Origin of the sequence: Ruegeria marisflavi, from assembly GCF_025673445.1 — a bacterium.
Taxonomy (GTDB): Bacteria; Pseudomonadota; Alphaproteobacteria; order Rhodobacterales; family Rhodobacteraceae; genus Ruegeria_B; species Ruegeria_B marisflavi.
Genome location: NZ_JAOVQN010000007.1, coordinates 143,319 through 165,401, shown reverse-complemented (window position 1 = coordinate 165,401; position 22,083 = coordinate 143,319). Strand labels below are relative to the sequence as shown.

The following is a 22,083-nucleotide window of genomic DNA, read 5'->3' as shown; positions in this document are numbered from 1 at the left end:
GGCAGTTAATCTGCCGTGGCATGGTCAGCACGCTTTTCAAACACCATCAACTGCATCGCCAGCGGAATCGTCGCTGGTTTGTTTTTGTGCGCATCAAACAACTTTAGGACCGCCGTTCGAACGCGGTCTCGCCCGGAGTGGCTCAACAGTTCCCAAAGGTACTCTCCCTCGAGAAAACTCAAGTACTCCCAAGATGCCATTCTCAGCAGTAATTCAAAAGGTTTGACATCGTTTTCCAAAATCAGATCGGTGTGCCGGGCCGTCAGTTCACACAGAGACACGGGGTCGCAGACCCTTTTGTCGCCGGTGGCATGCAAAATCAGGTCTGGTTGTTCTTCAGCGACGGCTTGATAAATGATTTTCGCATACATTTGGTCGATCGTGTCCGGTCGGGCCCGTCCATCGACGATGATGGCAAGTTTCCCACCAGGAGGCAGAACACGGTTGATTTCGTTCAGTGTGCGCTCCAGTGGTAGCATGGTTGCCAACCCCATGTGGATGACAATACGATCGATCGAGCCGGAGCCGAACGGCAGATTCTGAGATTGTGCGCAGATCAGTTTGACTGCGGTGTCACCCAGACGTTGCTTTGCGCGGGCGATCTGCTCGGGTACGAAATCAACACCGTGCAGGTTTTCTTGCGGAGATCCAAGTTCGACAAGGATCTGCAACAGCCGTCCAGAACCGCAACCAAGGTCCAGGATCACCGGCGGCTTTCCCGAGTTTGTCGGTTGCAGTGCAATTGAACTCAGAAGCATGTAACTGCTCGGCCCGAGGGTTGAGGGCACTTCGGGAAACGATCCGTCAAACATCTTGTGGAAATGATAGACAAGATCCCGGGTTGTGGCAGAACCACTCCTGTCCGGACCGGCGGTGTCGGCTGGGCCATTCATATGCTTTACGGGCTCCTGAAAGTGAAACGATGCAACCGTTCAATAAATCTTTCGCTGTCGTGCAGTCCAATAGCCTGTCCGAGTTCAGTGGCGGTTTGATCCAGTCCCAAGCCTGCCTGACGGCAATATCGCTCCAGCACCGCCCGGTCGTCACCCTCACAAGGGCGCAGGCCGTCGCTTTGATCGCAGGCCACCGCTTGGCCAAGGACGGTGTCCAAACGCCCCTCTAACCGCAAGGCGTCAACAACTTCGTTTGCTCGGCCACCAGCTTGGGCAAGCGCGAATGAATCCGCGCCCGGAAACAACCTGTGGCCGTGCAGCCGGTAAAAGTCTGCCAACACGCTGATGGTTATGCGCGTATCGCCATCACGCGCCAGACAGGTATCCTGTTCCACGAGCCGGTCGAACTTGCTGGTCCGGTTAAACCGGAAATCCGGTGTGTCTACACCAGTGGCCGGGCCTTGGGCCATTCGTTCCAGCATTTCCAGAGCATCGCGCCGTTTCTGATCCACCCGTTCGCAGCGTTCCAGCGCTTTCAGCTCGCTGGCGGACAGTCCCAGTTTTTTCCCATCGGCCAGAAGCCTGTCAAAGCTTCTTTCCCAATAAGGTGTCGCCGCGCAGGCCTCCAACAGGGCTATGGCACTTTCTTTCGAAAGCTCGATGTTGCGAACCGCAAGATCAAGGGTGGCACGGATATTGACCATCGCTTCGCTCAGGGGGTGGTGGCCGATCTCGAAAGGTGAATGGATGACCGCGACCTCGTCATCGGCCTCCAGGAATCCGCTCCGGTACCACTGATAGATGCGCCCGACACCAACCATGCCGAACGCGTCCAACTCGGCGGCGCGCAGCGCGCCCATGCTGGCTGCCCCCACAACCGGAATGCCTTTGTCCAGCGCGTATAGGATCTCCTTGTGCCAGACGGCAGGCACGAGTTGAAAATATCCGTCGATGATTCCGATGGCCCGGGGGTTTTCATTCGCAACCGAGATTATGTCGCCCTGCGAGACAGGCGGCAGGAAATGCGCATCAAGGGCTCGCCTGGCTTCTTGGCGGGAAAGTGTAGGTCCCAAAAAGACGACAATGTCGTTCATGCCAGGTACCCCATGCGCCGCTTGTCGTACATCCCGGCCATGGACAGGTTCAACCGTTCAAGAAAGCCGTCGACCCTTTTGCCTCTTGGCGCCTGGTTCCCAATCGTCGGTTCGACCAGTCCCGGAATGATGACTTTGACAACCGGAATGCCGATCCTGGTCAAAGTGAGGTCAACCGATACGACCTGGTCAAAGCCCTGACGTGCGAGCATTTCAAGCATTGTCTCTAGGTCGAAAGACACGGCGTCGCTTGCCCAGCTTGGCGAGTGGCGAAAATCAATCATCGGGCCTTTGCCTTCCAGCCAGGAAAGCCAGCCACGGCGATTGCGGGCCGTTTGGATGCTGGCGTAATCGTCGCGAAACAAATCGTCGCGCGCCCCAGCGATATAGGTCAGCCGGGATTGGACAGCTTCGGTGATTGCGCGTGAGAGGGCAATCCCTCGGTCAGGATGGCATCCATATCCTTGGAATGTGCCAATCGGCGCGCCGGGAAACTTACCGCCGTGGCTGTCCGAAATCGCACATCCGAAAGAAGGTATCGGCAAGTCGCTAAGTTGGACCCATACATGCAAGTCAATTTCGGCGCTTGTGATCTGCTCCATCAACCATAGGCACAGGGGATCGTCTATCGTATCGGGATCGACCAGGGCCGGTTCGCCGCCGAACCGACCGCTTGCGGCCTGATGCAGACATGTCGCGTCGCGCTCGACGACTTCGCAGACAGCGTGAAGAATTGCTTCTTCATTTGTGTTTCCCGCGCCAAGCCCGTTGGAACTGGTCAGAAAGATTCCATCCGTCGGGGCATCGCGACGCAAATCACAGCTGACAAGATCGCGGGGCACGTGGACGAGGCGGTCATTGATCAGGTTATGGCCTTGGACCCAGTGGATCGGTATGCCCGACAATCCCCGGGCCTCGCCCCGAAGAAGGGACAGGTCGCGCGGGTCGACCGCGTTGCCACGTCCTATTCGTGTGAAACTGGTTCTTTCAACGTCACCAAGTGTTCTTTCGGCATGAAAGAGCTCTATCGCCTCCATCGCTGCGGAAACCCGTGCCTGTGGTAACCCGACCCCTTTTCCCTGGGAAACAGATAAAGATCGGGCATTCGGACGGATCGCATTGCAAACAGGAATCCCAATGCAATCCAGGCCGGTGACATCCGCGACCCGAGTTATTCCAATGTCCGGGAATAGTGGCTTAATGCGCGCCCACGTATCTGTGGGATCGGCCGTTCGATGTGTGCCAGACAAAAAGCACTTTTTAACAGAAGACACGTTACGCGCGGTTGGCATGAAGAAACTATACTCCCATTATTCGGAGAGAGGGAAGATCTTAGGTTTCAGATAACTATCCCGATTTGAGTTTCCATTTCTCTCTCAGATGGAGAGGTCCAGGCATGAAAAGACGCAGTACCGCCAAGCACGCAAAGGAAGTGCGCATTCATACCCGGAGTGCGGCTGCTTCCGAACAGGTCAGATGGCGCGCACCTTTCACGCATGATCAGCTTGCCACATTTGAGCGGCAGGTTCGAGGTAGGGTGGTGGTTCCGAGTGACCCTGACTATGAGATAGCCCGCCAGGTCTTTTACCGGCAATTCCAGTGCTTTCCCGAAATCATTGTCTATTGCGAGTGTTCCAGCGACGTTCGGAACTGCCTCGCCTTTGCCGCAACACACGATCTGAAACCTGTTTGCCGGTCGAGTGGTCACAGTTCGGCAGGTTTCTCGATCAACAACAGCATGGTCATTGACCTAAGCCAGATCAATTCAGTGTGGGTCGACCGGGTGATGCGGCGCGCAATTGTCGGCGGCGGAACGTCCTTTCACCGTCTTAACGCAGTGCTGTCCGATTTCGGCCTGCACGTGCCCGGTGGCGGCTGTGACGATGTCTGCGTCGGCGGGTATATGCAGGGCGGCGGATACGGGTTCACCTCGCGCGAGTTCGGGATGAATTGCGACAATGTCATGCAGTTCGAAATGATGTTGTGGAACGGTGGCATCGTCGTCGCTGATGAAACGACCAATTCCGATCTCTATTGGTGCGTTCGCGGCGGAATGGGGAGCAATTTCGGCGTCCTTCTCAGTATCACGTACCAGCTTCACGACGTGGGGGAGATGTACGGTTTCGGGCTGAGCTGGGACACCGCCGATGCCCCGGCAGCGCTGGTGATGTTACAGCAAGACTACATAGTTGGCCCGGCGCTTGAAAAACTGGGTTACCAGTGTGCGGTGATGATCGCCGATACGCGGCCGCGGTTTTACATGCGAGGCCTTTACAATGGTGATCAACGAAGCTGCGCGGAGATGATCGAGCCTTTGCGTGACCTACCCGGTACACATTTGGATATCCAAATGACCGGGCGCTATGTCGAGTTGAATCACAGGTTACTGGACGAGCCGGTGCCGATCCCGTCCGCTCCCGACTATGTGTTCGAAGAAAAACAGTCTGGCTACATCGACAAGACGCTCGACGCGAAGGACTGGAAGGCGATGCTTGACTTCATGGCGACCTGTCCGAACCCCTGGAACGATATCGGCATGGAGCCATATGGCGGGGCGATCGCACGAAGCGATGATCCGAATTCCTTTGTTCATCGCGATGCCTATATGAACTTTTTCCTGGAAGTCTTCTGGTTCAGGCAGGAGGATTATCAAACGAACATCGACTGGCTGAACGATTTCATGGAGTTGATGGCGCCGTTCATGAATGGCCAATCCTACCAGAATTATCCCCGGCCGGGTTTCAAGGATGCCGAGAACGCCTACTGGGGCGATTACCTGGGTACGCTTGCGCAGGTGAAATCCAAGTACAACCCATTCGACTGGTTTGCCAATCCACAGCATATTCAGCCTCCAATGACCGAGCCACCGGGCGCACCTCCGCCAAAGGGGCCCAAATTTCCGGACACGCCGATTGTCTATTCACAAGCGCCGCTACCATAGAAGAAATGTTCGGAGGCCTCACCAACAGCCTCTGGTTCGGATTGTACCGGGTCTAGAAGAGAGAGCCGACCCTCGACCTGATCGCTTCGCACTGGAGGACGGCGAAGCTGGGTGTTATGGGTTCTAAAACCTCGTTTGGGAGACACACAAATGACCATCACCCGTATCGGCACCGGCCAACGCATGAGCAAGATCGTCAAGCATAACGGCACCGCCTATCTGTGCGGGCAGGTGGGCGATGGCGCAACCGTGGCCGACCAGACCCGCGATTGCCTGTCACGTGTCGATGCCCTGCTGGCCGAAGCCGGCTCGGACCGGACACGCATACTGCAAGCCATCGTCTGGCTTGCCGACATGGGTGATTTCGCCGAGATGAACGCGGTCTGGGATGCCTGGGTGCCCGAAGGGCACGCCCCCGCGCGGGCCTGCGGCGAGGCGCGCCTGGCGCGCGATACGCTCAAGGTCGAGGTTATCGTCACCGCTGCCTGCGACTGACCTTGGTCGGCGTCGGGTCAGATCAGATAGCGCTGCTTGCGCGTTTGGCTTGGCCCTTCGCCGAAGCGGGCCGCATACTGGGCTGAAAACCGGCCCAGATGTGCAAAACCGGCGGCCCCCGCGATGCTGGCGATTGTGGTTTGTGGCGGGCTTTCCAACAACAGATAGCGCGCGTAATTCAGGCGCAGCAGCCGCAGATAGGCGAGCGGCGTCATCTCCAGCAACTGGCTGAAGCCGAGTTGCAGGTTTCGGGGCGAGGTTCCGGCCGCCGCCGCGATATCGCTCAATGTCAGCGGGTCGGCCAGATGCGCCTGCATGTATTCACGGGCGCGCCGAACATGCGGCGTCAGCGAGCTGGTTTCGGGGCGTTCCAGCAGGGGTGAGATCGAACTCGGTTGAGCCTGAAGGAACCCTATGATCAACTCGTCTTCGACCAGAGTGCGGCTCAGCGCCTGATCGGGGTCCAGCAACCCACCGTGATCCACCGCCGAGACCGCGCGCCGGAACAGCCCCAGCCAGCGCTGCATTTCGGGGCGGGTACGGTCGATGCTGGGATCAAAGCGAACCGGAGCCTGAAGGCTGTTTCCGGTCAATGCCTCTGCCACCGAGTTCAGCCGCGCCTTGTCTATCTGGAGGAGCACCTGTTCGCAGCCCTCCTTCCACCGCATCCGGGTATGCCGGTCGGGGTTGAGCACAGAGGCGGTTGCGGGGCCGGTCTCAACTTCGCTGGTGCCATTGCGGATCAGCGCGTTGCCCCGGATCGGAACCTGTATCAGATAGAACGATCCAAGCTCACCGGGTTCGATCGTGACGTCGGCGCCGTAACGGATGTAGTTGTAGAACAGCCCGTTGCCGCCCGCCCGGTGCTGGCAGGCATCGAGCCGGTCGGCGCGTGATTCTCTTTCAAGGCGATGCCCGCAAAAATTCCGGGCCACCAGCGCGCGCGCCTCGTCCAGTTCCCGTGTTTGGAACTGTCTGAACCGCAGTAGAGGCGTTTTTTCCGGTTTGCTGAGCATGTGAACAGCATGACTCGGGGAAACCGAAACACAAAGTGTTTCCACTTTCCGACCCGTAAAGATGCGCGGAAAATTTCGCTTTTCGGATATTCGGGGGCCGCGCCGCTTCATAGCGTTTCCCAAAATACCTCGCAAAAAGGAGAACAGGGAAATGGAAACAACTGCCGGAGTGACATCCGCCAAGGCCGGGCTGGAGGGGTTGGCCTGGAACGTGGTGGGTCAGACCTACACGCCAAAGCTGCACAGCGACAACGTGTTCATGTGGCATGCCGCGGTCCCGGCTGACACGTTTGTGCCGCCACATGTGCATCCGACGCAGGATGAATGGATCCTGGTGCTGGACGGTGAACTGGAAGTGGATTTTGGCTTCGAGACCGGAAATGTGACCGCGAACAAAGCCGGTCCCGGTGACGTTGTGCGGATGCCCAGAGGGGTCGCGCATGGCGTCTTCAACCGCTCGGGCAAGGATGCGACCTGCGTCTTTGGCGTGGCACCGTCGCGCAAGCTCTTCGATCTGTTCAAGGCGCTCGATGGGGTGACTGACCCGGCGGAACTGGTGCGGCTTTCAGCGCTGCACGAGGTTGATTTCCTGCCGCCGCCCGACGCCCAGTAAGCAGGAGACAGACCCATGGTAAAACGAAAGAACGTCGCCGTCATCGGCGGCGGGGTGTCGGGTCTTGCCGCGGCAAAGGCGTTCGATGAACGCGGGCATCGTGTTTTCGGGTTCGAACGGACCCATGATTTCGGCGGGGTATGGGAGCTGTCGCGCTCTTACCCCGATGTCCAGACCCAAAGCCCCAAGGATCTGTATTGCTACACTGACCTGCCGATGCCGGAGGATTATCCGGAATGGCCCAAGGGGCCACAGGTGCACGCCTATCTGCATAGCTATGCCCGAAAGCATGACCTGACCCGGCTGTTTCAGCTCAATACCAACATCCTGTCGATGGACCGCAGGGCCGATGGCAAATCGGGCTGGACCCTCACCATCGAGGCGGCAGGTCAGGTGCGGCAACAGGATTTCGACTTTGTCGCGATCTGCACCGGGCAGTTTTCCGACAAGAACATCATCTCCCATCCGGGGCAGGACGAGTTCGTGGCCGAGGGCGGGCAGGTGATGCACTCGTCGGAGTACACCGACAGCAATCTCGCACGGGGCAAGCATGTGGTGGTTCTGGGTGGGTCGAAATCGGCCACCGACCTTGTCGTGAACGCGGCCCGCAACGGCGCGAAATCAGTGACCTTTGTCTATCGCGAACCGGTCTGGCGGGTGCCCTACTTCGTGGGCGGGATCAATTTCAAACGGCTACTCTACATACGGGCGCAGGAGCAGCAGTTCAACCAATGGGGCAAGTCTCCGCTGCAACGGGTGATCGCCGCCGTTCTGAAACCGCTGGTCTGGCTGAACTTCCGCGGGCTGGAGATGATGCTGAAGGCCCAGTTGGGGCTGAAGAAATGGAACATGGTCCCCGATGTGCCGATCGAAAAGGACGTCTCGTGCTCAATCCCGATCGTCACGCCTGGCCTGTTCGAAGGGTTCAAGGACGGCTCGATCCGCCCCATACAGGGCACATACGACCATTATGAAAAGGGCCATGTGGTGTTGACTACGGGCGACCGGGTACCTTGTGATCTGTCGGTTCTGGCTGTGGGTTGGAAGCTGGGTATCCCCTATCTGGCGCAGGAGTACCTTGACAAGCTGATCGAGGCGGACGGCCAATACCGCGTCTATCGTCTGTCGGTAAATCCGGATGTGCCGGATATGGGATTTGTCGGGTTCAACTCGTCTTTCTGTACGATCCTGTCGGCCGAGATGATCGCCAACTGGCTGGTGCGCTATGCGGACGGGCAATTGGCGAACCAGCCCACGGCCCGGCAGATGAACGACAACATCGAGATGATGCTGAACTGGAAACGCAAAGAACGTCCGGCTGCGCAGGTCTATGGCGGGCTCTGCTCGGCACCGTTCCACTTCAAACATTTCGACGAGCTGCTGGCCGATATGGGGGCCAAGGTCCGCAAACGGGCAAATCCGCTGGCCGAGCAGTTCTCGTATCCCAACGCACAGGCTTTTGGGCGTTTCCTGGCGTCAACGCCGCAGTATCAGGCGGGATGAGCGTCGCGCGGGCAACCCATTGGGTTTGCCCGCGCAAAAGTGACTTACATCTGCCGAAAATGGCATGTTATCCTGACCCGGAACCTAGCAGGAGGCAGTGCAGATGGCATTGACAGTTAAGGACATGATGGCGGCGGCAAACGCGGCTGTGCCGCGTATCGACAGCGCGCGGGCAGAAGATCTGGTTGCGAAAGGCGCACTTTTACTCGATATCCGCGATGCGCCGGAACTGCAAAAGACGGGGCGCGCCGCGGGCTCGCATCACATTCCGCGTGGCATGCTGGAGTTTCGGGCCGATCCAGAAACTCCGTTCCACGACCCTGAACTGCGCAAGGATCGGGTGATCGTTCTGCACTGCGCCTCCGGCGGGCGGGCGGCGCTGGCGGGCAAGCTACTCAAGGATATGGGCTATGCCGAGGTCTACAATCTGGGCGGTTTCTCCGACTGGGAAGGCGCGCGGGTCGAGCCGGTCGATCCCGGAATGTGATCGAGATCAAGGAAATCACATTCGAATCTTAAGATATCACTGCCGGACGCGCCTGATTTTCTGGAGTACCGGCCATGATGCGCCTTGCCTCGATTCTGTTTAGCCTGATCTCGACCGCTCTGGCGGGCACAGCCGTTATTGCGGTGCTGACCGCCGGGCTGGTTTCGCTCAACGCGATCCTGTTGGCGGCCGCTGCGGGATTTGTCGTTGCGGCGCCCGTCAGTTGGTGGGTGGCCCGGCGGCTCTACGACCAGGAGGTCTGACTGCTGGCAGGGCACAAGTGGGACCGGCCCACCGGATTCCCGGGAGTGTTTCTTAGCAGAAAGAAGAAAATAGCGCTTTGAAAACCGCGCTCAGGCGTTCAGGAAGGTGCGCACGGCGGCTTCGAACTCGCGCGGTTTGTCCGCATGCAGCCAATGGCCGGCACCCGGTATCTTGGCAAAGCGGGCAGCGGGGAAGAGCGCACGTATACGGTCGCGATGCTCGGGGCGGACATAGTCGGACTCGGCTCCGGCTAGGAACAGGGCGGGTCCCGCCCAATGTCCTGACCGCTCGGGAAACGACATGATCGCGGGCATGTTCGCGGCCAGCGCGTCGAGGTTCAGCCGCCAGCGTTTGCCGGACAGGTCGAGCGACTGGGTAAAGAAGCTCTGCAACGCCTTTTCGACACCCTGTTCGGCCAGCATATCTTCGGCGTCCGAGCGGCGCTCGACCCGGGACAGGTCAACGGCACGCATTGCCGCGATGAACGGCAGCTGGGTGTGCGAATAGGGGACCGGCGCGATATCGGCCACCACGAGGCGGCGCACCACCTCGCCGTGGTTCAACGCCAGCATCATAACGGTCTTGCCGCCCATAGAATGGCCGATCACATCCGCTTGACCACCATGGTGGGCAATTACCTCGGTCAGGTCCTCGGCCATGCTCGGATAGTCGTGTCGGTCTGACCAGGGGCTGTCGCCATGGTTGCGCATGTCGACGGCGATGACTTGGCGCTGGTCGGCCAGACGCCGCGCGATTACGCCCCAGTTGCGGCCCGAACCATAGAGGCCATGGGCGATGAGCAGGGGAGGGTGTTCGGTTGGTGAGCCGTGGATGATCGTGTTCAGCATAGGGACGTGATATCGCGCCCGCTGTGGCGCGACCAGCCCCATTGAGACCGGCGCACAGAATGTCTAGGGTATCTGCCGGGGGATCCGGCGGATGACAGAACAGAACCAGATTCAGGACCAGATCGCGGTGACGGTGGCCTTGCTTCGCGAGCGTTTGGGCGTGCGTGGCAAGTCGCTGCGTCAGGCGTTGCGCCGGGCCAAGCACAGGCTGCCGCGCCGCATCTATCGCCGCGCCATGGATCTGGCGCGGATTGAGGCCATGGTCGATCATCCGAAACTGCGTCTGACGCTCGACAGCCCACACCTCTTGTCGGCTGCCGGAGAAGTACAGACACATTTGCGCAGCATAGACCTTGCAGATCGGCGCAAGGGATGGTGGCTGGGCATGCTGGGCGGGCTTGCGTTCAACCTGCTCGCTTTTGCTGCATTGTTGCTGGCCTTTCTGGCCTGGCGCAAGATCATATAGAGGCACCGCCCTCTGCGCGACATCCGGCTCAACGCCTCGGGGCGCATCTGTGAAGCGGAGTGAGGGGCCGAGTGTATGCTCTTTGTCTTGCCGAATAAACAACGCCGCCTCCGCGAATAGGCGGAGACGGCGCTGCAGTCAGCCTGTGGTAGACCCGATCAGAGATTCGGGTAGATCGGGAAGCGGGCGCAGAGCGCGGCCACCTCGGCCTTTACCTTTTCTTCAACAACGCTGTTGCCGTCCTCGCCATTGGCGGCCAGCCCATCCACGACCTCGATGATCCAGTCTGCGATCTGGCGGAACTCGGCTTCGCCGAAGCCGCGCGTGGTACCGGCGGGCGAGCCCAAGCGGATGCCACTGGTGATGGTCGGTTTTTCCGGGTCAAACGGTACGCCGTTCTTGTTGCAGGTGATATGGGCGCGCCCCAGCGCCTTTTCGGTGGCATTGCCCTTCACCCCTTTGGGGCGCAGGTCGACCAGCACCACATGGGTGTCGGTGCCATGGGTCACAGTGTCCAGACCGCCCTTGATCAGCTGGTCGCTCAGCGCTTGGGCATTGGTGACTACCTGCTGGATGTAGCTCTTGAACTCGGGCCGCAGCGCTTCGCCAAAGGCCACGGCCTTGGCTGCGATTACGTGCATCAGCGGTCCGCCCTGAATACCGGGGAAGATAGCCGAGTTGATCTTCTTGGCGATGTCCTCGTCATTGGTCAGGATCATGCCGCCGCGCGGGCCGCGCAGGGTCTTGTGCGTGGTGGTGGTGGCCACATGCGCATGTGGGAAGGGCGAGGGATGCTCGCCCGCAGCCACCAGACCGGCGAAATGCGCCATGTCCACGTGCAGATAGGCACCAACCATGTCGGCAATCTGGCGCATGCGGGAAAAGTCGATCTGGCGCGGGATGGCAGACCCGCCAGCGATGATCAGCTTGGGCTGGTGTTCCTTCGCTAGTGCTTCGACCTGATCGTAGTCCAGCATGTTGTCCTGCTTGCGCACGCCGTACTGCACGGCGTTGAACCACTTGCCCGACTGGTTGGGGGCCGCGCCATGGGTCAGGTGGCCGCCAGCGTCCAGCGACATGCCCAGGATGGTATCGCCCGGCTTGATCAGCGCCTGGAACACGCCCTGGTTGGCCTGGCTGCCCGAGTTCGGCTGCACATTGGCAAAGCCGCAGTTGAACAGTTTCTTGGCACGCTCAATGGCCAGGTTCTCGGCGATGTCCACGAACTGGCACCCACCGTAGTAGCGGCGGCCGGGATAGCCCTCGGCATATTTGTTCGTCATCACCGAACCTTGCGCCTCCATCACGGCGGCCGAGACGATGTTCTCGCTGGCGATCAGTTCAATCTCGTCGCGCTGGCGGCCGAGTTCCTGGGTGATCGCGCCGAACAGTTCGGGATCGCGGTCGGACAGGGCTTGGGTAAAGAAACCGGTGTCACGAAGATTGGCGTTCATGGGGGCTCCGCATGGCTGGGGGTCGATTTTTGCGATTTCCTATAGGAAACCGGACGTCCGCAAAAGGCTGTAAAGCGACGAAATGGCCAACTGCGGCGTCAAGTCTGGTCTAGGGCGGAAAGGTATGATTGTTTCGGAACCGAATGCGCAGCACCGGAAACTTGATTTGATGCCCCAGAGAATCGCCTTTTTGGCCAGCGATGCCCCGGTGGCCCAAACCGCCCGTGCCACGTTAGTGGGCCGATACGGAAATGTCGCCCCCCGGGATGCCGAGGTCATTGTCGCGTTGGGTGGGGACGGGTACATGCTGCGCACTCTGCACGGTACGCAACATCTGGATGTCCCGGTCTATGGTATGAATCGTGGCACCATCGGGTTCCTGATGAACGAGTATTCTGAAACCGATCTGATGGACCGGCTTGCCGCAGCCGAAGAAGAGATCATCAACCCGCTTTCGATGACCGCGATGGATCAGTCAGGCCAGATTCACAAGGCGCTGGCGATCAACGAGGTTTCGCTGCTGCGCGCAGGGCCGCAGGCGGCGAAGCTAAAGATCACGGTGGATGGGCGATTGCGCCTGGCGGAACTAGTTTGCGATGGTGCGCTCCTGTCCACACCTGCTGGCTCGACTGCGTACAACTACTCTGCGCATGGGCCTATTCTGCCGATCGGCTCGGATGTCCTTGCCCTTACGGCAATTGCCGCGTTCCGGCCTCGCCGGTGGCGTGGTGCGCTGTTGCCCAAGACTGCCAAGGTTCGATTCGACGTGGTTGATGCCGACAAGCGCCCGGTCATGGCGGATGCCGATTCAACCTCGATTCCCGATATCGACTGGGTGGAGATCCGTTCTGAGCCTACGATCCGGCACCGCATCCTCTTCGATCCCGGCCACGGGCTGGAAGAGCGGTTGATTTCCGAGCAGTTCACCTGATTTCCAGTTGTTTACGATTTTTTGCCGTTCTGTGACCAATATCACAGGCACATAAGGTTTTGTCTGTCAGTGTCGCAGGTGTCGGCGCACTTTGTAGGGTGGAGGTGAGTGGCCACCTTACTTGGTTTTTCGGGACGAGTGTGCATGTTTCGCGGGCGGGCGCAGGAACTGACTTGCGTCCGCAGCCAGGCCGCCGATGGGTGTATTCTAGAACTATATGACCCCGGGGTAACTCGCTAGTTCACCCGGGGTCAATTACGTTGAATTGGTACGGCAAGCGAAGCGAGTATTCTGTTTTTCGAGCTTTCTGTGCCATTCGTCTGAAAGAATCGCTTGCGCCTGTTACGTTCGGCCTTCTGACACGATGATCAGGGGGCGGAATACCTCACCGCCAACTGCCGTCATTGGGTGCTTGAGAACCCCGGCATATCCGGCCGCTCCGGACGGGGTGGTTGGAATACCTAGTTCGGTGACCGCATCGGCTGCGGCTGCGCCTTCCGCTTCGGAGAGTGCAAAATAAGTGACCCCGGCCGCCTCAAGCGCGGCCCAAGCGACGATGGAGGGCTCTTTGCAGTCAAGTCGCCCCATGTCGGATTCTGGGCCGTCGGCGCGGGCCGGGTGACCGGCGCGATGGCTGGTCTGCAAGCAGGCAGCGAATTCAGGTTCGACGACGATCAACTCGGGCTGTTGCGACCAGTTCAGACGGATCATGTACGCCATGGCGGCGGCCAGCCCGCCGACACCCGCCTGAAGAAAGACATGGGTCGGCCACTGGCCGGAGGCTTCGAAGCTTTCGCGCAGCTCTTCGGCGATGACGCAGTACCCTTCCATCACCCATTTCGGGATTTCTGTATACCCCGGCCAGGTGCCATCGGCGAGCAGGACGGCGCCGGAGCTTTCGGCATCGGCGACGGCGGCGGCGACACTTTCATCATAGACCTTGCCCGAGCGGACCACCTCAGCCCTCAAGGCGCGCAGACGATCCGCAAAACCGCCGGGCACCGTGGCCGCAAGATGGATACGCGCCTTGGCGCCCATCGCGGCCGCACCTGCGGCAACGCCCATTCCGTGATTGCCCGCGCTGGCGCAGACAAAGGTGAACTCTGCCGCGAAGGCACGCACATCGTCATCTTGATAGCGCGCGGGCGTCAGTGTCTCGCCGGTTTGCCGGTGCCAGGCGGCGTCCAATATGCGCGCAACGGCATAGGGCGCGCCCAGGGCCTTGAACGCTCCCAGACCCATCCGACCGGTTTCGTCCTTGGCAAGGACCGTAATGCTATCCCGTCCGGTCAATTGGTGCAGGGGCGAGACGGTATAAGACGCCTGAGTTCTGAAAAACCGCAAGGCGCGCGCGAAATCGGGGGTGAAGTCGAGGGATTGTGCGTGTGTCATGATCGGCAAATTACAGAAGGTTTGCGAGCCGATGTGTTCATATCTGGCCGGAAGACCGATAATATTTCTCGACATCCCGACCCATAGCGTAAGGATTCGACATGTCCCTGGTTCTCGATGACGCTGACCTGACGGTTCTGCGCGTGTTGCAGAAAGACAGCCGTGCCGGGCTGGAGCAGCTGGCCTATGAATGCGGCCTGTCGGTCCCCTCGGTTCAGCGCCGGCTCAAGCGGATGCGCGATGCAAAACTGATCCAGAGGGAAGTCGCGGTGCTCGACCCGTCGCAGTTCGACTGTCGCATGACATTTGTCGTTCTGGTCGAACTGGAACGGGAATCGCTGCAACAACTGGATCTGTTCCGTAAACGGGCCAAGGCCGAACCGCAGGTGCAGCAATGCTACTATGTGACGGGCGAGGCGGATTTCATTCTGATCTGTACCGCCCGCGACATGCAGGACTTCGAGGCGCTGACGCACCGGCTGTTCTTTGAGAATTCGAATGTCAGGCGGTTCCGGACATCTGTGGCGATGGAGCGGACAAAGGTCGGGCTGGAACTGCCGATCTGAGCAGCGCCCGGAAAGAGCTATCGAAACCGGTCGGCAAACCGCCCGTTCGCGAAAATCTTTTTGCCGCAGTGACCGCCCGGTGATGCCTAACCCGCAATCGATTGCGCTATGAATGGTGCAACTGGCCGGAAGGGACCTGGATGGGCGATTTTGAATCTCGGATGATGCTGCTTCGGCGCGACCTGCATCGGCATCCCGAGCTTGGGTTTCGGGAAGATCGTACAAAACGGGTCGTCGCCGCGTTCCTGCGCGACATCGGACTGGAGGTGCACGAAGGGGTGGGTGTTGTCGGGGTTCTGAGGAATGGCACCGGCAATCGTGCGATTGCGCTGCGCGCGGATATGGATGCGCTTCCGATCACCGAGACCTCGGCGCATGACTATGCCTCCGAGACCTCAGATGTGATGCATGCCTGTGGCCATGACGGCCACACGACCATGCTGCTCGGCGCCGCCGAGCGGCTGGTGGCCTCGCCGGATTTCGACGGCACTGTGGTCTTCCTGTTTCAACCGAACGAAGAACACGGGCTGGGTGCACGCGCCATGCTGGACGAGGGCGTACTGGATCGGTTCCCGGTGGAAGAGGTCTATGCCATCCACAACCTGCCCGGAGCACCGGTGGGGCAGGTGTCGACCCGTGCCGGGATCATCTGCAACAGCGAGACCTTGTTCGAGATCGAGATCAAGGGGCAGGGCGGCCATGCCTCGATGCCCCAGACCGGTGTCGATGCCATCACCGTCGGCGCCGAGATCGTGACCGCGCTTCAGACGATTGTCTCGCGCAAGATGGCCCCGGGTGCTGGGGTAGTGGTTTCCGTCACCGAGTTCCTGACCGACGGTCTGCGCAATGTGCTGCCGGGCAAGGCCACGCTAAAAGGTGATTTCCGGTCCCGGTCGCCGGAGGATCGGGGCACCGTGGAGCATCTCATGCGACAGATGGCACAGGGCGTCGCGGCAGCACATGGCATTTCCGCCGCTGTGGCTTTCGATACGCAGTTTGTCGAAACGATCAACGCCCCCGTCCCGGTCGAAGCTGTCTACAGGGCGGCCGAGGCCGCTGGCTGCGATCTGGTTCGCGACCGCGCGCCGATGAGTTTTTCCGAGGATTTCGCGCAATTTTCGGCCAAGGTGCCGGGGTGTTTCCTGCTGCTTGGTAATGGTGAAGAGGGCGCGCACGGCCAGCCGCTCCATTCCTCGAACTACGATTTCAACGATGCGCTGTTGCCAATTGGCGCAGAATTCTGGGTCAGGCTGGTTCAGGACCGGCTGCCTTGCCGACAGGAGCACGAATGACCACGATACCCGAAAGAGGTTTCCCCGAGGCCGAATTTGCGACGCGCACCGCCAAGGCGCAGGCAGCCATGGCCCGGGACGGGTTGGCGGGTCTGTTGCTGACTACGGAACCCGAGATGCGCTATTTCAGCGGGTTTCACACGCTGTTCTGGCAAAGCCCGACACGTCCCTGGTTCCTGTTCGTGCCCGCCACGGGCAAGCCGGTGGCGGTCATCCCCGAGATCGGAGCCGAACTGATGCGCGCAACCTGGATCGAGGATATCCGGACCTGGAGCGCGCCGGCACCTGACGATGACGGGATCAGCCTGCTGACCGAATTGCTTGCACCTCATGCGTCGCGCAGGGAAGTCGTTGGTTTGTTGAAAGGGCACGAAACCCATCTGCGTATGCCGCTCAATGATTACGAACGGCTGCTGGCCGGGCTTGCCGGGCTGCGGATCGCGGATGCGACTGGTCTGATCCGGGATCTGCGCATGGTGAAGTCCGAGAGAGAGGTCGAAAAGATTGGTTATGCCTCCGCAATAGCCTCGCGCAGCTTTGCCCGATTGCCCGAGATGGCGTATCAGGGGCAGCCGCTGGAGGATGTGTTTCGGACCTTCCGCCGCGAGATGCTGAGGCAGGGGGCTGATGACATTCCTTATCTGGTGGGTGGTGCCGATCAAGGCGGATATCACGACGTGATCTCGCCTCCCTCGCGCCGTCCGCTGGCGCGGGGCGATATCCTGATGCTCGATACCGGGTCGACCTGGGATGGATATTTTTGCGATTTCGACCGCAACTGGGCCATAGGCAGTGCCGACGACGCCTCTCGTCGGGCCTATGACGTGCTCTGGCGCGCGACCGAGGCCGGTTTGGCCACGGCACGCCCCGGAGCGACATGCCGAGATATTTTCAAGGCAATGCAGGGTGTTATCGCCGAGGTGGACAGCCGGGGTGGCGATGTCGGGAGGCTTGGGCACGGCCTGGGCATGCAACTGACCGAATGGCCGTCACATGCCGCTTGGGATACAACCGAAATCGTGGAAAACATGGTGCTGACGCTGGAACCATCGCTCAGCTATGGGGACGGGCGGATCATGGTGCATGAGGAAAACATCGTGGTGCGCAAGGGCGGGGCGCAACTTCTGACGGAACGGGCCGCGCCCGAGCTTCCCATCATCTAAGAGGTTGTAATGAAAATAGATTTCACCACTGACGAGGGGATCGGCACGCGGGCGACATTGGGTGTTATCGTGCTCGAGACCGACGAAACGCTGGAGCCTGAGTTTGCGCGAATGATGGATTTGGCCGGGGTCGCGCTCTATCACAGCCGCATCCCGATGGTGCCCGAGATCCGGCCCGATACTCTGGCGCGGATGGAGCAAGATTTGCCCGCTTCGGCCCGGCTGATGCCATCGTCGCTGCGCTTCGATGCCATCGGGTTCGGCTGCACCTCGGCCTCGACCGTGATCGGTTCGGCGAATGTGGCCCGTGCGATCGAGAGCGTATGCGCCGGAGCGCGGGTGACCGATCCGCTGGCCGCGATCATCGCGGCATGTCGGCATCTTGGGGTAAAAAAACTGGGTTTTGTAACGCCTTACATTCCCGAAGTTTCGGCCGGGATGCGTGGAAAACTGGAAGAGGCCGGGTTCGAGATCGCCGGTTTCGGTTCGTTCGAGGAAGGTGACGACCGGGTGGTGGCGCGGATTTCCGAGGCGTCGATTGCCGCAGCGGTCGAACGGGTTGCGGGGCAGGCGCCTTGCGATGCGGTTGTCGTATCCTGCACCAATCTGCGGTGCCTGAATGTCATTCCCGCCGTCGAAAAACGTATCGGTGTGCCGGTGGTGTCAAGCAACCTTGCCCTTGGTTGGCACATGCTGCACCTCGCGGGTATACGGGACAGCAGGCCGGAATTGGGCCGGTTGTTCAGTTAGAGCCGCCGACCAAAAACGGAACCAAATCAAACATGGCTGCCTTTCAATCAGGCCGGGCGCCACCGATCTGAGACCAGGCGGCCCACGATGCGGGCTGCCACCACGACAACGCCAAGGGTTGCCAAGATCCCCGATCAGAGCCCCAAATTGACCGTTTTGTACGTGCCTTTGGCCCCGGATTGACCGTTTTGTACGCCGTCGCGGAGCGTTTTCCGTGCTCCCTGACAGGTGAGAATGGCGGGCATTACCCCGCCCCCCACTTGTCAGGGCCGGACCCTCACCCCAGCAGGTCGAACACGTCGCCACCGATTTGCAGGTTGATCGAGGACTGCCCTTGCCCATCGACCAATGCCCACATGATCTGTCCGGTGGGCCGGTAGATCACAAAGGCCTCTTGCACCGCGTCATCCCCGGCGCGCTCGCCCTCGGCGCTGGCGGTATGGGCGAAGTTGACCTGGAAGTCGGCGCGGGTAGCGGCAGCATTGCCGAACAGCAGCACGTCGCCCTCGGCGGCATTATAGTCCTGCACCCAGTCAGAGCCATGATCAAAGATGCCCAGGTGATAGAACTTGTCCGCGCCGCTGCCGCCATTGATCCGATCATGCCCGAACCCCCCATTGACGAAGTCATTGCCCGCACCGCCGAACACCAGGTCGGAGAAGGCCGAGCCGGTGATGACGTCGTCACCGTCTTGGCCCTGGATCTCGTCGACCCCAAAACCCCCCGCGATGGTGTCGTTGCCGCCCTGGCCGAAGATCAGGTCATTGCCGGAGCCTGCGTCGACGCTGTCGTTGCCTTCGCCGCCAAAGATCACGTCGCGTAGATCCGAGGCCGTGTCGCCACCAAGGATGAGGTCGTCACCGTCGCCGCCATTGAGCGTGTCGGCGCCATCGCCGCCCCGCAGCGTGTCGTTGCCGCCAAAGCCGCGCAGAACGTCATTATCGCCCAGGCCCGAGAGGTCATCATCGCCCTCGCCCCCTTCGAGCGTGTCAGGGGCAGGGGTGCCGACAAGGGTCAGCGACCCGCTGGTCACCGGCACGGTGGCCGCGCTGGTGACGCTTTCGTTGGTGCCTAAGTTGTCGGTGTAGCTGTAGCGCACCGAGATCTGGGTGCCGATGTCGGCAGCCACCAGGGTATAAGTCTCGCCCGTCGCACCAGCGATAGGCGTGCCGTCACGCAGCCATTGGCCTGTCTCTGTCGATGTGTCTATGCCGTCGGCATCCGACACGCCGTCGGAGTTGGCGGTCAGGGTTTCCCCAACTTGCGGGGTGCCCGAGATCGTCACAGCCCCGGTGGGCTCGGAATTGCCCGCCACCCCGGTCAAGGTCATGGTCGATCCATCGCCCAGGGTCATGACACGGTGGCCGCTGCCATTGGTCGAGAAGGTGACTGCATCCCGTTCGGCTGAGGACAACAGCGAGAAGTCTATGCTGTCCTCGCCCAGGGCGAAGTCGGTCACGACATCGTTGCCCATGCCGGTTTCGACCATGAAGTGATCGGCGCCGCTGCCGCCGGTCAGGCTGTCATTTCCGGCCCCGCCACGCAGGGTATCGTCGCCGCCGCGGCCGTTAAGGTTGTCGACATTACCGCCACCGAAGAGGTTGTTGCCTGCGTCATCGCCCAGCAGGTCGTCGGAATTGTCGGTGCCGATCAGGTGTTCAACGCCGGTGAACGTGTCGCCCGCGGCCTCGCCCGCGTTGGCGCTGTTGTCTTCGAGGTCGACAACCACAAAGCTGCCGCCTGAGTAAGAGACCGTGTCCGATCCTTCGCCGCCGTCAAAATTGTCCGTCCCGCCGTTGCCATGCAACAGGTCATCGCCGGCCATTCCGGACAGGGTGTTATCACCGTTGGTCCCGGTGAGCGTGTCGCCGAAGCCCGTACCCATCAGGTTCTCGATGTTGGAATAGGTATCGCCACGGGCCTCGCCGGTATTGCCTGCGGCATTCGACAGGTCGGCGTTCACTCCGGCGGTCGCCTCGGAGTAATCCGCAGTGTCAGAGCCGGTGCCGCCGTTCAGCCCGTCTTCGCCCGTGCCGCCCCGAAGGGTATCGTCGCCGCCTTCGCCGAACAGGGTGTCGTTGCCGGTACCGCCCTCAATCAGGTTGGCGCTGGAGTTTCCGGTCAGGTTGTCGTCGAAGCCGGACCCCAACAGGTTTTCTATCGAGAGGTAGGTGTCTCCCGCTGCTTCACCTGTGTTCGAGCCGGGGTTAAGGAGAACGACCATCAAACCACTGGTCGCATCGGCATATGAGGCTGTGTCTGTCCCGGCCCCACCGTTCAGCTGGTCGGCGCCCAGACCGCCATTGAGGATATCGTCTTGATCGTCGCCGCGCAGGGTGTCATTGCCGTCACGCCCGATCAGGACATCGTCGCCGTCATCGCCGCGCAGATCGTTGCCGCTGGTGTTGCCCGCGAGCGTATCGGCCAATTTGCTGCCGATCAGTCCGATAATCTCGGAATAGGCATCGCCGGCCGCCTCGCCAGTATTGGCTGTGCGGTCAGCCAAGTCGGCAACGATACCGGTGGTGGCGTTGCGATAGCTGGCGAAGTCGTTGCCGGTGCCCCCGATCAAATTGTCGGCGCCGAGGCCACCATCGAGCGTGTCGTTGCCCTCGCCGCCGTTGAGCAGGTCGTCGCCTTCGTTGCCTTCTAGCAGATCGATACCGGCGTTGCCGGTCAGACTGTCGTTGCCGGAGCCGCCGAATATGTCGTTATTGTTGCTGTCGCCGACCAGCTCGTCGGCAAAGGCCGAGCCACGCAGGTCATAGACGGTGTTGTAGGTGTCGCCTGCCGCATCGCCGGTGTTTGACGAGGGGTTGCTCAGGTCCACGCGCAGGCCGGTCGTCGACGTGGAATACGATGCGACCGCGTTGCCACCGATGCCATCGAGCGCGTCGGCGCCGGCGCCGCCTTCCAGCTCGTTGGTGCCGCTGCCTCCGTAGAGAACATCATCACCGCTATCGCCGAAGATCGTGTCGTTGCCGTCGTCGCCGCGCAGTGTGTCGTCGCCATCATCCCCATGGATGAGGTCCGCATTGCCGCCGCCGCTGATCGAGTCGTTGTCTTCGTTGCCGTTCAGCGTGTCGATCCCGGCAAGCCCCAAGATCGTGTCATTGCCGGCGCCGCCGGATAGCACGTCATTGAACCCGGTACCGTTCAGCGTGTTGTTCGCAGAGTTCCCGGTCTGGACCTCGCCGCCGAAGTCGGTCGACTGAAGCTGACCATCGATGACCCGCATCTGCCAGACACCGGCCACGCCGGTATTGCCGACGAGGGTTTCGAGATCGGCCGCCAGGCCCAGCGGGTCGGTGGCGCTGCCGCCGGTCAGGTAGATCGGCAAGCCGTCATCGGTCGCCGCGCCCATCTGGAAGCCGGAATTGCTGCCCTGCATGTCGAAGAAGCGGAAGATCAGCTCGGCATCTCCATCGCCGAGATCCATGATCTCGAGCTGGAACGTGTTTGGCGTCGTCACGTTGTTCGAGAACCGCCCGATGTTGTTCCAGGTGACCACGACGGAATCGCGATCCGTGTTCGTGTCGAAATAGACACCCGGGTTGGGTCCGGGCGGGAGTGTCCGCGTATCCATGTCATCGTTGAACGGCGCGATGGAGAAGGGGACACCCAACAGGGTGTTGTTTATATAGACCTCCGGTACATCCAGATTGAAGGTCACGCCGCCATTGGTGCCAATGATCATTTCGGTGAATGTCTGGCTGCCAAAGGTGAAACCGGATTCGAAGATCGCCGTGATGTCGAACGGCCCCTCTTCGTTGTCGTCGCCCTGGGCAATCAACGTGCCGCCGAAAGGCAGAAGTGAGTTGTCGCTAACAGTGGTAAAAAGGCTCGGATCGACCATAACTTAACTTTCCCAGGCTATAGAACATTAATTGAAAAGGAATCATTTCTGATCCCGAC

20 protein-coding genes are annotated in these 22,083 nt (G+C 60.4%); 12 read left to right on the top strand and 8 right to left on the bottom strand.

Annotated features, from left to right (window positions below; genetic code table 11):
• Positions 1-5: 5 nt before the first annotated feature.
• From OEZ49_RS09180 to OEZ49_RS09170, 3 genes are all read right to left on the bottom strand, one after another.
• Positions 6-758 (bottom strand): class I SAM-dependent methyltransferase, encoded by a 753-nt coding sequence (locus OEZ49_RS09180; protein ID WP_263388030.1) that lies wholly within the window; start codon positions 756-758, stop codon positions 6-8.
• 140 nt (positions 759-898) lie between these two features.
• Positions 899-1,987 (bottom strand): TfuA-like protein, encoded by a 1,089-nt coding sequence (locus OEZ49_RS09175; RefSeq protein ID WP_263388020.1) that lies wholly within the window; start codon positions 1,985-1,987, stop codon positions 899-901.
• A complete protein-coding gene (locus OEZ49_RS09170) occupies positions 1,984-3,279 on the bottom strand; it encodes a YcaO-like family protein (protein WP_263388019.1) in 1,296 nt (431 codons plus the stop codon). The genes OEZ49_RS09175 and OEZ49_RS09170 overlap by 4 nt, the downstream gene beginning before the upstream one ends.
• Positions 3,280-3,383: 104 nt before the next feature.
• Between OEZ49_RS09170 and OEZ49_RS09165 the strand changes: the two genes are divergently transcribed.
• Both OEZ49_RS09165 and OEZ49_RS09160 read left to right on the top strand, forming a co-directional pair.
• Positions 3,384-4,928: an FAD-dependent oxidoreductase gene (locus OEZ49_RS09165; protein ID WP_263388018.1), complete on the top strand. Its 1,545-nt coding sequence runs from the start codon at positions 3,384-3,386 to the stop codon at positions 4,926-4,928.
• A 150-nt stretch (positions 4,929-5,078) separates the two neighbouring features.
• Positions 5,079-5,423 carry a RidA family protein gene (locus OEZ49_RS09160; RefSeq protein ID WP_263388017.1) on the top strand — a complete coding sequence of 115 codons (345 nt, stop codon included), beginning with the start codon at positions 5,079-5,081 and terminating at the stop codon, positions 5,421-5,423.
• Positions 5,424-5,440: 17 nt separating this feature from the next.
• On the opposite strand, the gene OEZ49_RS09155 is transcribed toward OEZ49_RS09160, so the two are convergent.
• Positions 5,441-6,439, bottom strand: coding sequence for an AraC family transcriptional regulator (locus tag OEZ49_RS09155; protein WP_263388016.1), 999 nt, complete (start codon positions 6,437-6,439; stop codon positions 5,441-5,443).
• A 151-nt stretch (positions 6,440-6,590) separates the two neighbouring features.
• On the opposite strand from OEZ49_RS09155, the gene OEZ49_RS09150 reads away from it, so the two are divergent.
• From OEZ49_RS09150 to OEZ49_RS09135, 4 genes are all read left to right on the top strand, one after another.
• A complete protein-coding gene (locus OEZ49_RS09150) occupies positions 6,591-7,052 on the top strand; it encodes a cupin domain-containing protein (protein ID WP_164130062.1) in 462 nt (153 codons plus the stop codon).
• Between the two features lie 15 nt (positions 7,053-7,067).
• Positions 7,068-8,555: a flavin-containing monooxygenase gene (locus tag OEZ49_RS09145; RefSeq protein WP_263388015.1), complete on the top strand. Its 1,488-nt coding sequence runs from the start codon at positions 7,068-7,070 to the stop codon at positions 8,553-8,555.
• 103 nt (positions 8,556-8,658) lie between these two features.
• On the top strand, positions 8,659-9,042 hold the full coding sequence (locus tag OEZ49_RS09140; protein WP_263388014.1) for a rhodanese-like domain-containing protein: 384 nt from the start codon (positions 8,659-8,661) through the stop codon (positions 9,040-9,042).
• Positions 9,043-9,116: 74 nt separating this feature from the next.
• Positions 9,117-9,305, top strand: a complete 189-nt coding sequence (locus tag OEZ49_RS09135) for a hypothetical protein (protein ID WP_263388013.1) — start codon at positions 9,117-9,119, stop codon at positions 9,303-9,305.
• Between the two features lie 90 nt (positions 9,306-9,395).
• Here the strand turns inward: OEZ49_RS09135 and OEZ49_RS09130 are convergent, their stop codons facing one another.
• Positions 9,396-10,154 carry an alpha/beta fold hydrolase gene (locus OEZ49_RS09130; protein WP_263388012.1) on the bottom strand — a complete coding sequence of 253 codons (759 nt, stop codon included), beginning with the start codon at positions 10,152-10,154 and terminating at the stop codon, positions 9,396-9,398.
• Between the two features lie 91 nt (positions 10,155-10,245).
• Here OEZ49_RS09130 and OEZ49_RS09125 point away from each other — a divergent pair, with 91 nt between their 5' ends.
• Entirely contained in the window at positions 10,246-10,620 is a 375-nt protein-coding gene (locus OEZ49_RS09125) for a hypothetical protein (RefSeq protein ID WP_164130053.1), read from the top strand.
• Between the two features lie 158 nt (positions 10,621-10,778).
• Here the strand turns inward: OEZ49_RS09125 and glyA are convergent, their stop codons facing one another.
• Positions 10,779-12,074 (bottom strand): serine hydroxymethyltransferase, encoded by a 1,296-nt coding sequence (gene glyA, locus OEZ49_RS09120; protein ID WP_263388011.1) that lies wholly within the window; start codon positions 12,072-12,074, stop codon positions 10,779-10,781.
• Positions 12,075-12,243: 169 nt separating this feature from the next.
• On the opposite strand from glyA, the gene OEZ49_RS09115 reads away from it, so the two are divergent.
• A complete protein-coding gene (locus tag OEZ49_RS09115; RefSeq protein WP_263388010.1) occupies positions 12,244-13,005 on the top strand; it encodes an NAD kinase in 762 nt (253 codons plus the stop codon).
• A gap of 342 nt (positions 13,006-13,347) precedes the next feature.
• On the opposite strand, the gene OEZ49_RS09110 is transcribed toward OEZ49_RS09115, so the two are convergent.
• On the bottom strand, positions 13,348-14,397 hold the full coding sequence (locus OEZ49_RS09110; protein WP_263388009.1) for a pyridoxal-phosphate dependent enzyme: 1,050 nt from the start codon (positions 14,395-14,397) through the stop codon (positions 13,348-13,350).
• A 101-nt stretch (positions 14,398-14,498) separates the two neighbouring features.
• Between OEZ49_RS09110 and OEZ49_RS09105 the strand changes: the two genes are divergently transcribed.
• The 4 genes from OEZ49_RS09105 (at position 14,499) to OEZ49_RS09090 (ending at position 18,168) form a co-directional block, all read left to right on the top strand.
• The gene (locus OEZ49_RS09105; RefSeq protein WP_263388008.1) at positions 14,499-14,963 is read left to right on the top strand and encodes an Lrp/AsnC family transcriptional regulator; all 465 of its coding nucleotides are present in this window, start codon (positions 14,499-14,501) and stop codon (positions 14,961-14,963) included.
• A 140-nt stretch (positions 14,964-15,103) separates the two neighbouring features.
• Positions 15,104-16,255 (top strand): amidohydrolase, encoded by a 1,152-nt coding sequence (locus OEZ49_RS09100; protein ID WP_263388007.1) that lies wholly within the window; start codon positions 15,104-15,106, stop codon positions 16,253-16,255.
• On the top strand, positions 16,252-17,418 hold the full coding sequence (locus tag OEZ49_RS09095; RefSeq protein WP_263388006.1) for a M24 family metallopeptidase: 1,167 nt from the start codon (positions 16,252-16,254) through the stop codon (positions 17,416-17,418). Before OEZ49_RS09100 ends, OEZ49_RS09095 begins: the two co-directional genes overlap by 4 nt.
• Before the next feature lie 9 nt (positions 17,419-17,427).
• The gene (locus OEZ49_RS09090; protein WP_263388005.1) at positions 17,428-18,168 is read left to right on the top strand and encodes a maleate cis-trans isomerase family protein; all 741 of its coding nucleotides are present in this window, start codon (positions 17,428-17,430) and stop codon (positions 18,166-18,168) included.
• Positions 18,169-18,445: 277 nt separating this feature from the next.
• Here the strand turns inward: OEZ49_RS09090 and OEZ49_RS09085 are convergent, their stop codons facing one another.
• On the bottom strand, positions 18,446-22,024 hold the full coding sequence (locus tag OEZ49_RS09085) for a beta strand repeat-containing protein (RefSeq protein WP_263388004.1): 3,579 nt from the start codon (positions 22,022-22,024) through the stop codon (positions 18,446-18,448).
• Positions 22,025-22,083 lie beyond the last annotated feature (59 nt).

What these genes read in the sequence shown, in the direction of transcription:
- OEZ49_RS09180 (WP_263388030.1), bottom strand. Translation starts at nt 758, where the DNA reads ATGCTTCTGAGTTCAATTGCACTGCAACCGACAAACTCGGGAAAGCCG.
- OEZ49_RS09115 (WP_263388010.1), top strand. Translation starts at nt 12,244, where the DNA reads ATGCCCCAGAGAATCGCCTTTTTGGCCAGCGATGCCCCGGTGGCCCAA.
- OEZ49_RS09090 (WP_263388005.1), top strand. Translation starts at nt 17,428, where the DNA reads ATGAAAATAGATTTCACCACTGACGAGGGGATCGGCACGCGGGCGACA.
- OEZ49_RS09135 (WP_263388013.1), top strand. Translation starts at nt 9,117, where the DNA reads ATGATGCGCCTTGCCTCGATTCTGTTTAGCCTGATCTCGACCGCTCTG.
- OEZ49_RS09140 (WP_263388014.1), top strand. Translation starts at nt 8,659, where the DNA reads ATGGCATTGACAGTTAAGGACATGATGGCGGCGGCAAACGCGGCTGTG.
- OEZ49_RS09085 (WP_263388004.1), bottom strand. Translation starts at nt 22,024, where the DNA reads ATGGTCGATCCGAGCCTTTTTACCACTGTTAGCGACAACTCACTTCTG.
- OEZ49_RS09095 (WP_263388006.1), top strand. Translation starts at nt 16,252, where the DNA reads ATGACCACGATACCCGAAAGAGGTTTCCCCGAGGCCGAATTTGCGACG.
- OEZ49_RS09100 (WP_263388007.1), top strand. Translation starts at nt 15,104, where the DNA reads ATGGGCGATTTTGAATCTCGGATGATGCTGCTTCGGCGCGACCTGCAT.
- OEZ49_RS09150 (WP_164130062.1), top strand. Translation starts at nt 6,591, where the DNA reads ATGGAAACAACTGCCGGAGTGACATCCGCCAAGGCCGGGCTGGAGGGG.
- OEZ49_RS09145 (WP_263388015.1), top strand. Translation starts at nt 7,068, where the DNA reads ATGGTAAAACGAAAGAACGTCGCCGTCATCGGCGGCGGGGTGTCGGGT.
- OEZ49_RS09175 (WP_263388020.1), bottom strand. Translation starts at nt 1,987, where the DNA reads ATGAACGACATTGTCGTCTTTTTGGGACCTACACTTTCCCGCCAAGAA.
- OEZ49_RS09125 (WP_164130053.1), top strand. Translation starts at nt 10,246, where the DNA reads ATGACAGAACAGAACCAGATTCAGGACCAGATCGCGGTGACGGTGGCC.
- OEZ49_RS09160 (WP_263388017.1), top strand. Translation starts at nt 5,079, where the DNA reads ATGACCATCACCCGTATCGGCACCGGCCAACGCATGAGCAAGATCGTC.
- OEZ49_RS09170 (WP_263388019.1), bottom strand. Translation starts at nt 3,279, where the DNA reads ATGCCAACCGCGCGTAACGTGTCTTCTGTTAAAAAGTGCTTTTTGTCT.
- OEZ49_RS09105 (WP_263388008.1), top strand. Translation starts at nt 14,499, where the DNA reads ATGTCCCTGGTTCTCGATGACGCTGACCTGACGGTTCTGCGCGTGTTG.
- OEZ49_RS09155 (WP_263388016.1), bottom strand. Translation starts at nt 6,439, where the DNA reads ATGCTCAGCAAACCGGAAAAAACGCCTCTACTGCGGTTCAGACAGTTC.
- OEZ49_RS09165 (WP_263388018.1), top strand. Translation starts at nt 3,384, where the DNA reads ATGAAAAGACGCAGTACCGCCAAGCACGCAAAGGAAGTGCGCATTCAT.
- OEZ49_RS09130 (WP_263388012.1), bottom strand. Translation starts at nt 10,154, where the DNA reads ATGCTGAACACGATCATCCACGGCTCACCAACCGAACACCCTCCCCTG.
- OEZ49_RS09110 (WP_263388009.1), bottom strand. Translation starts at nt 14,397, where the DNA reads ATGACACACGCACAATCCCTCGACTTCACCCCCGATTTCGCGCGCGCC.
- glyA (WP_263388011.1), bottom strand. Translation starts at nt 12,074, where the DNA reads ATGAACGCCAATCTTCGTGACACCGGTTTCTTTACCCAAGCCCTGTCC.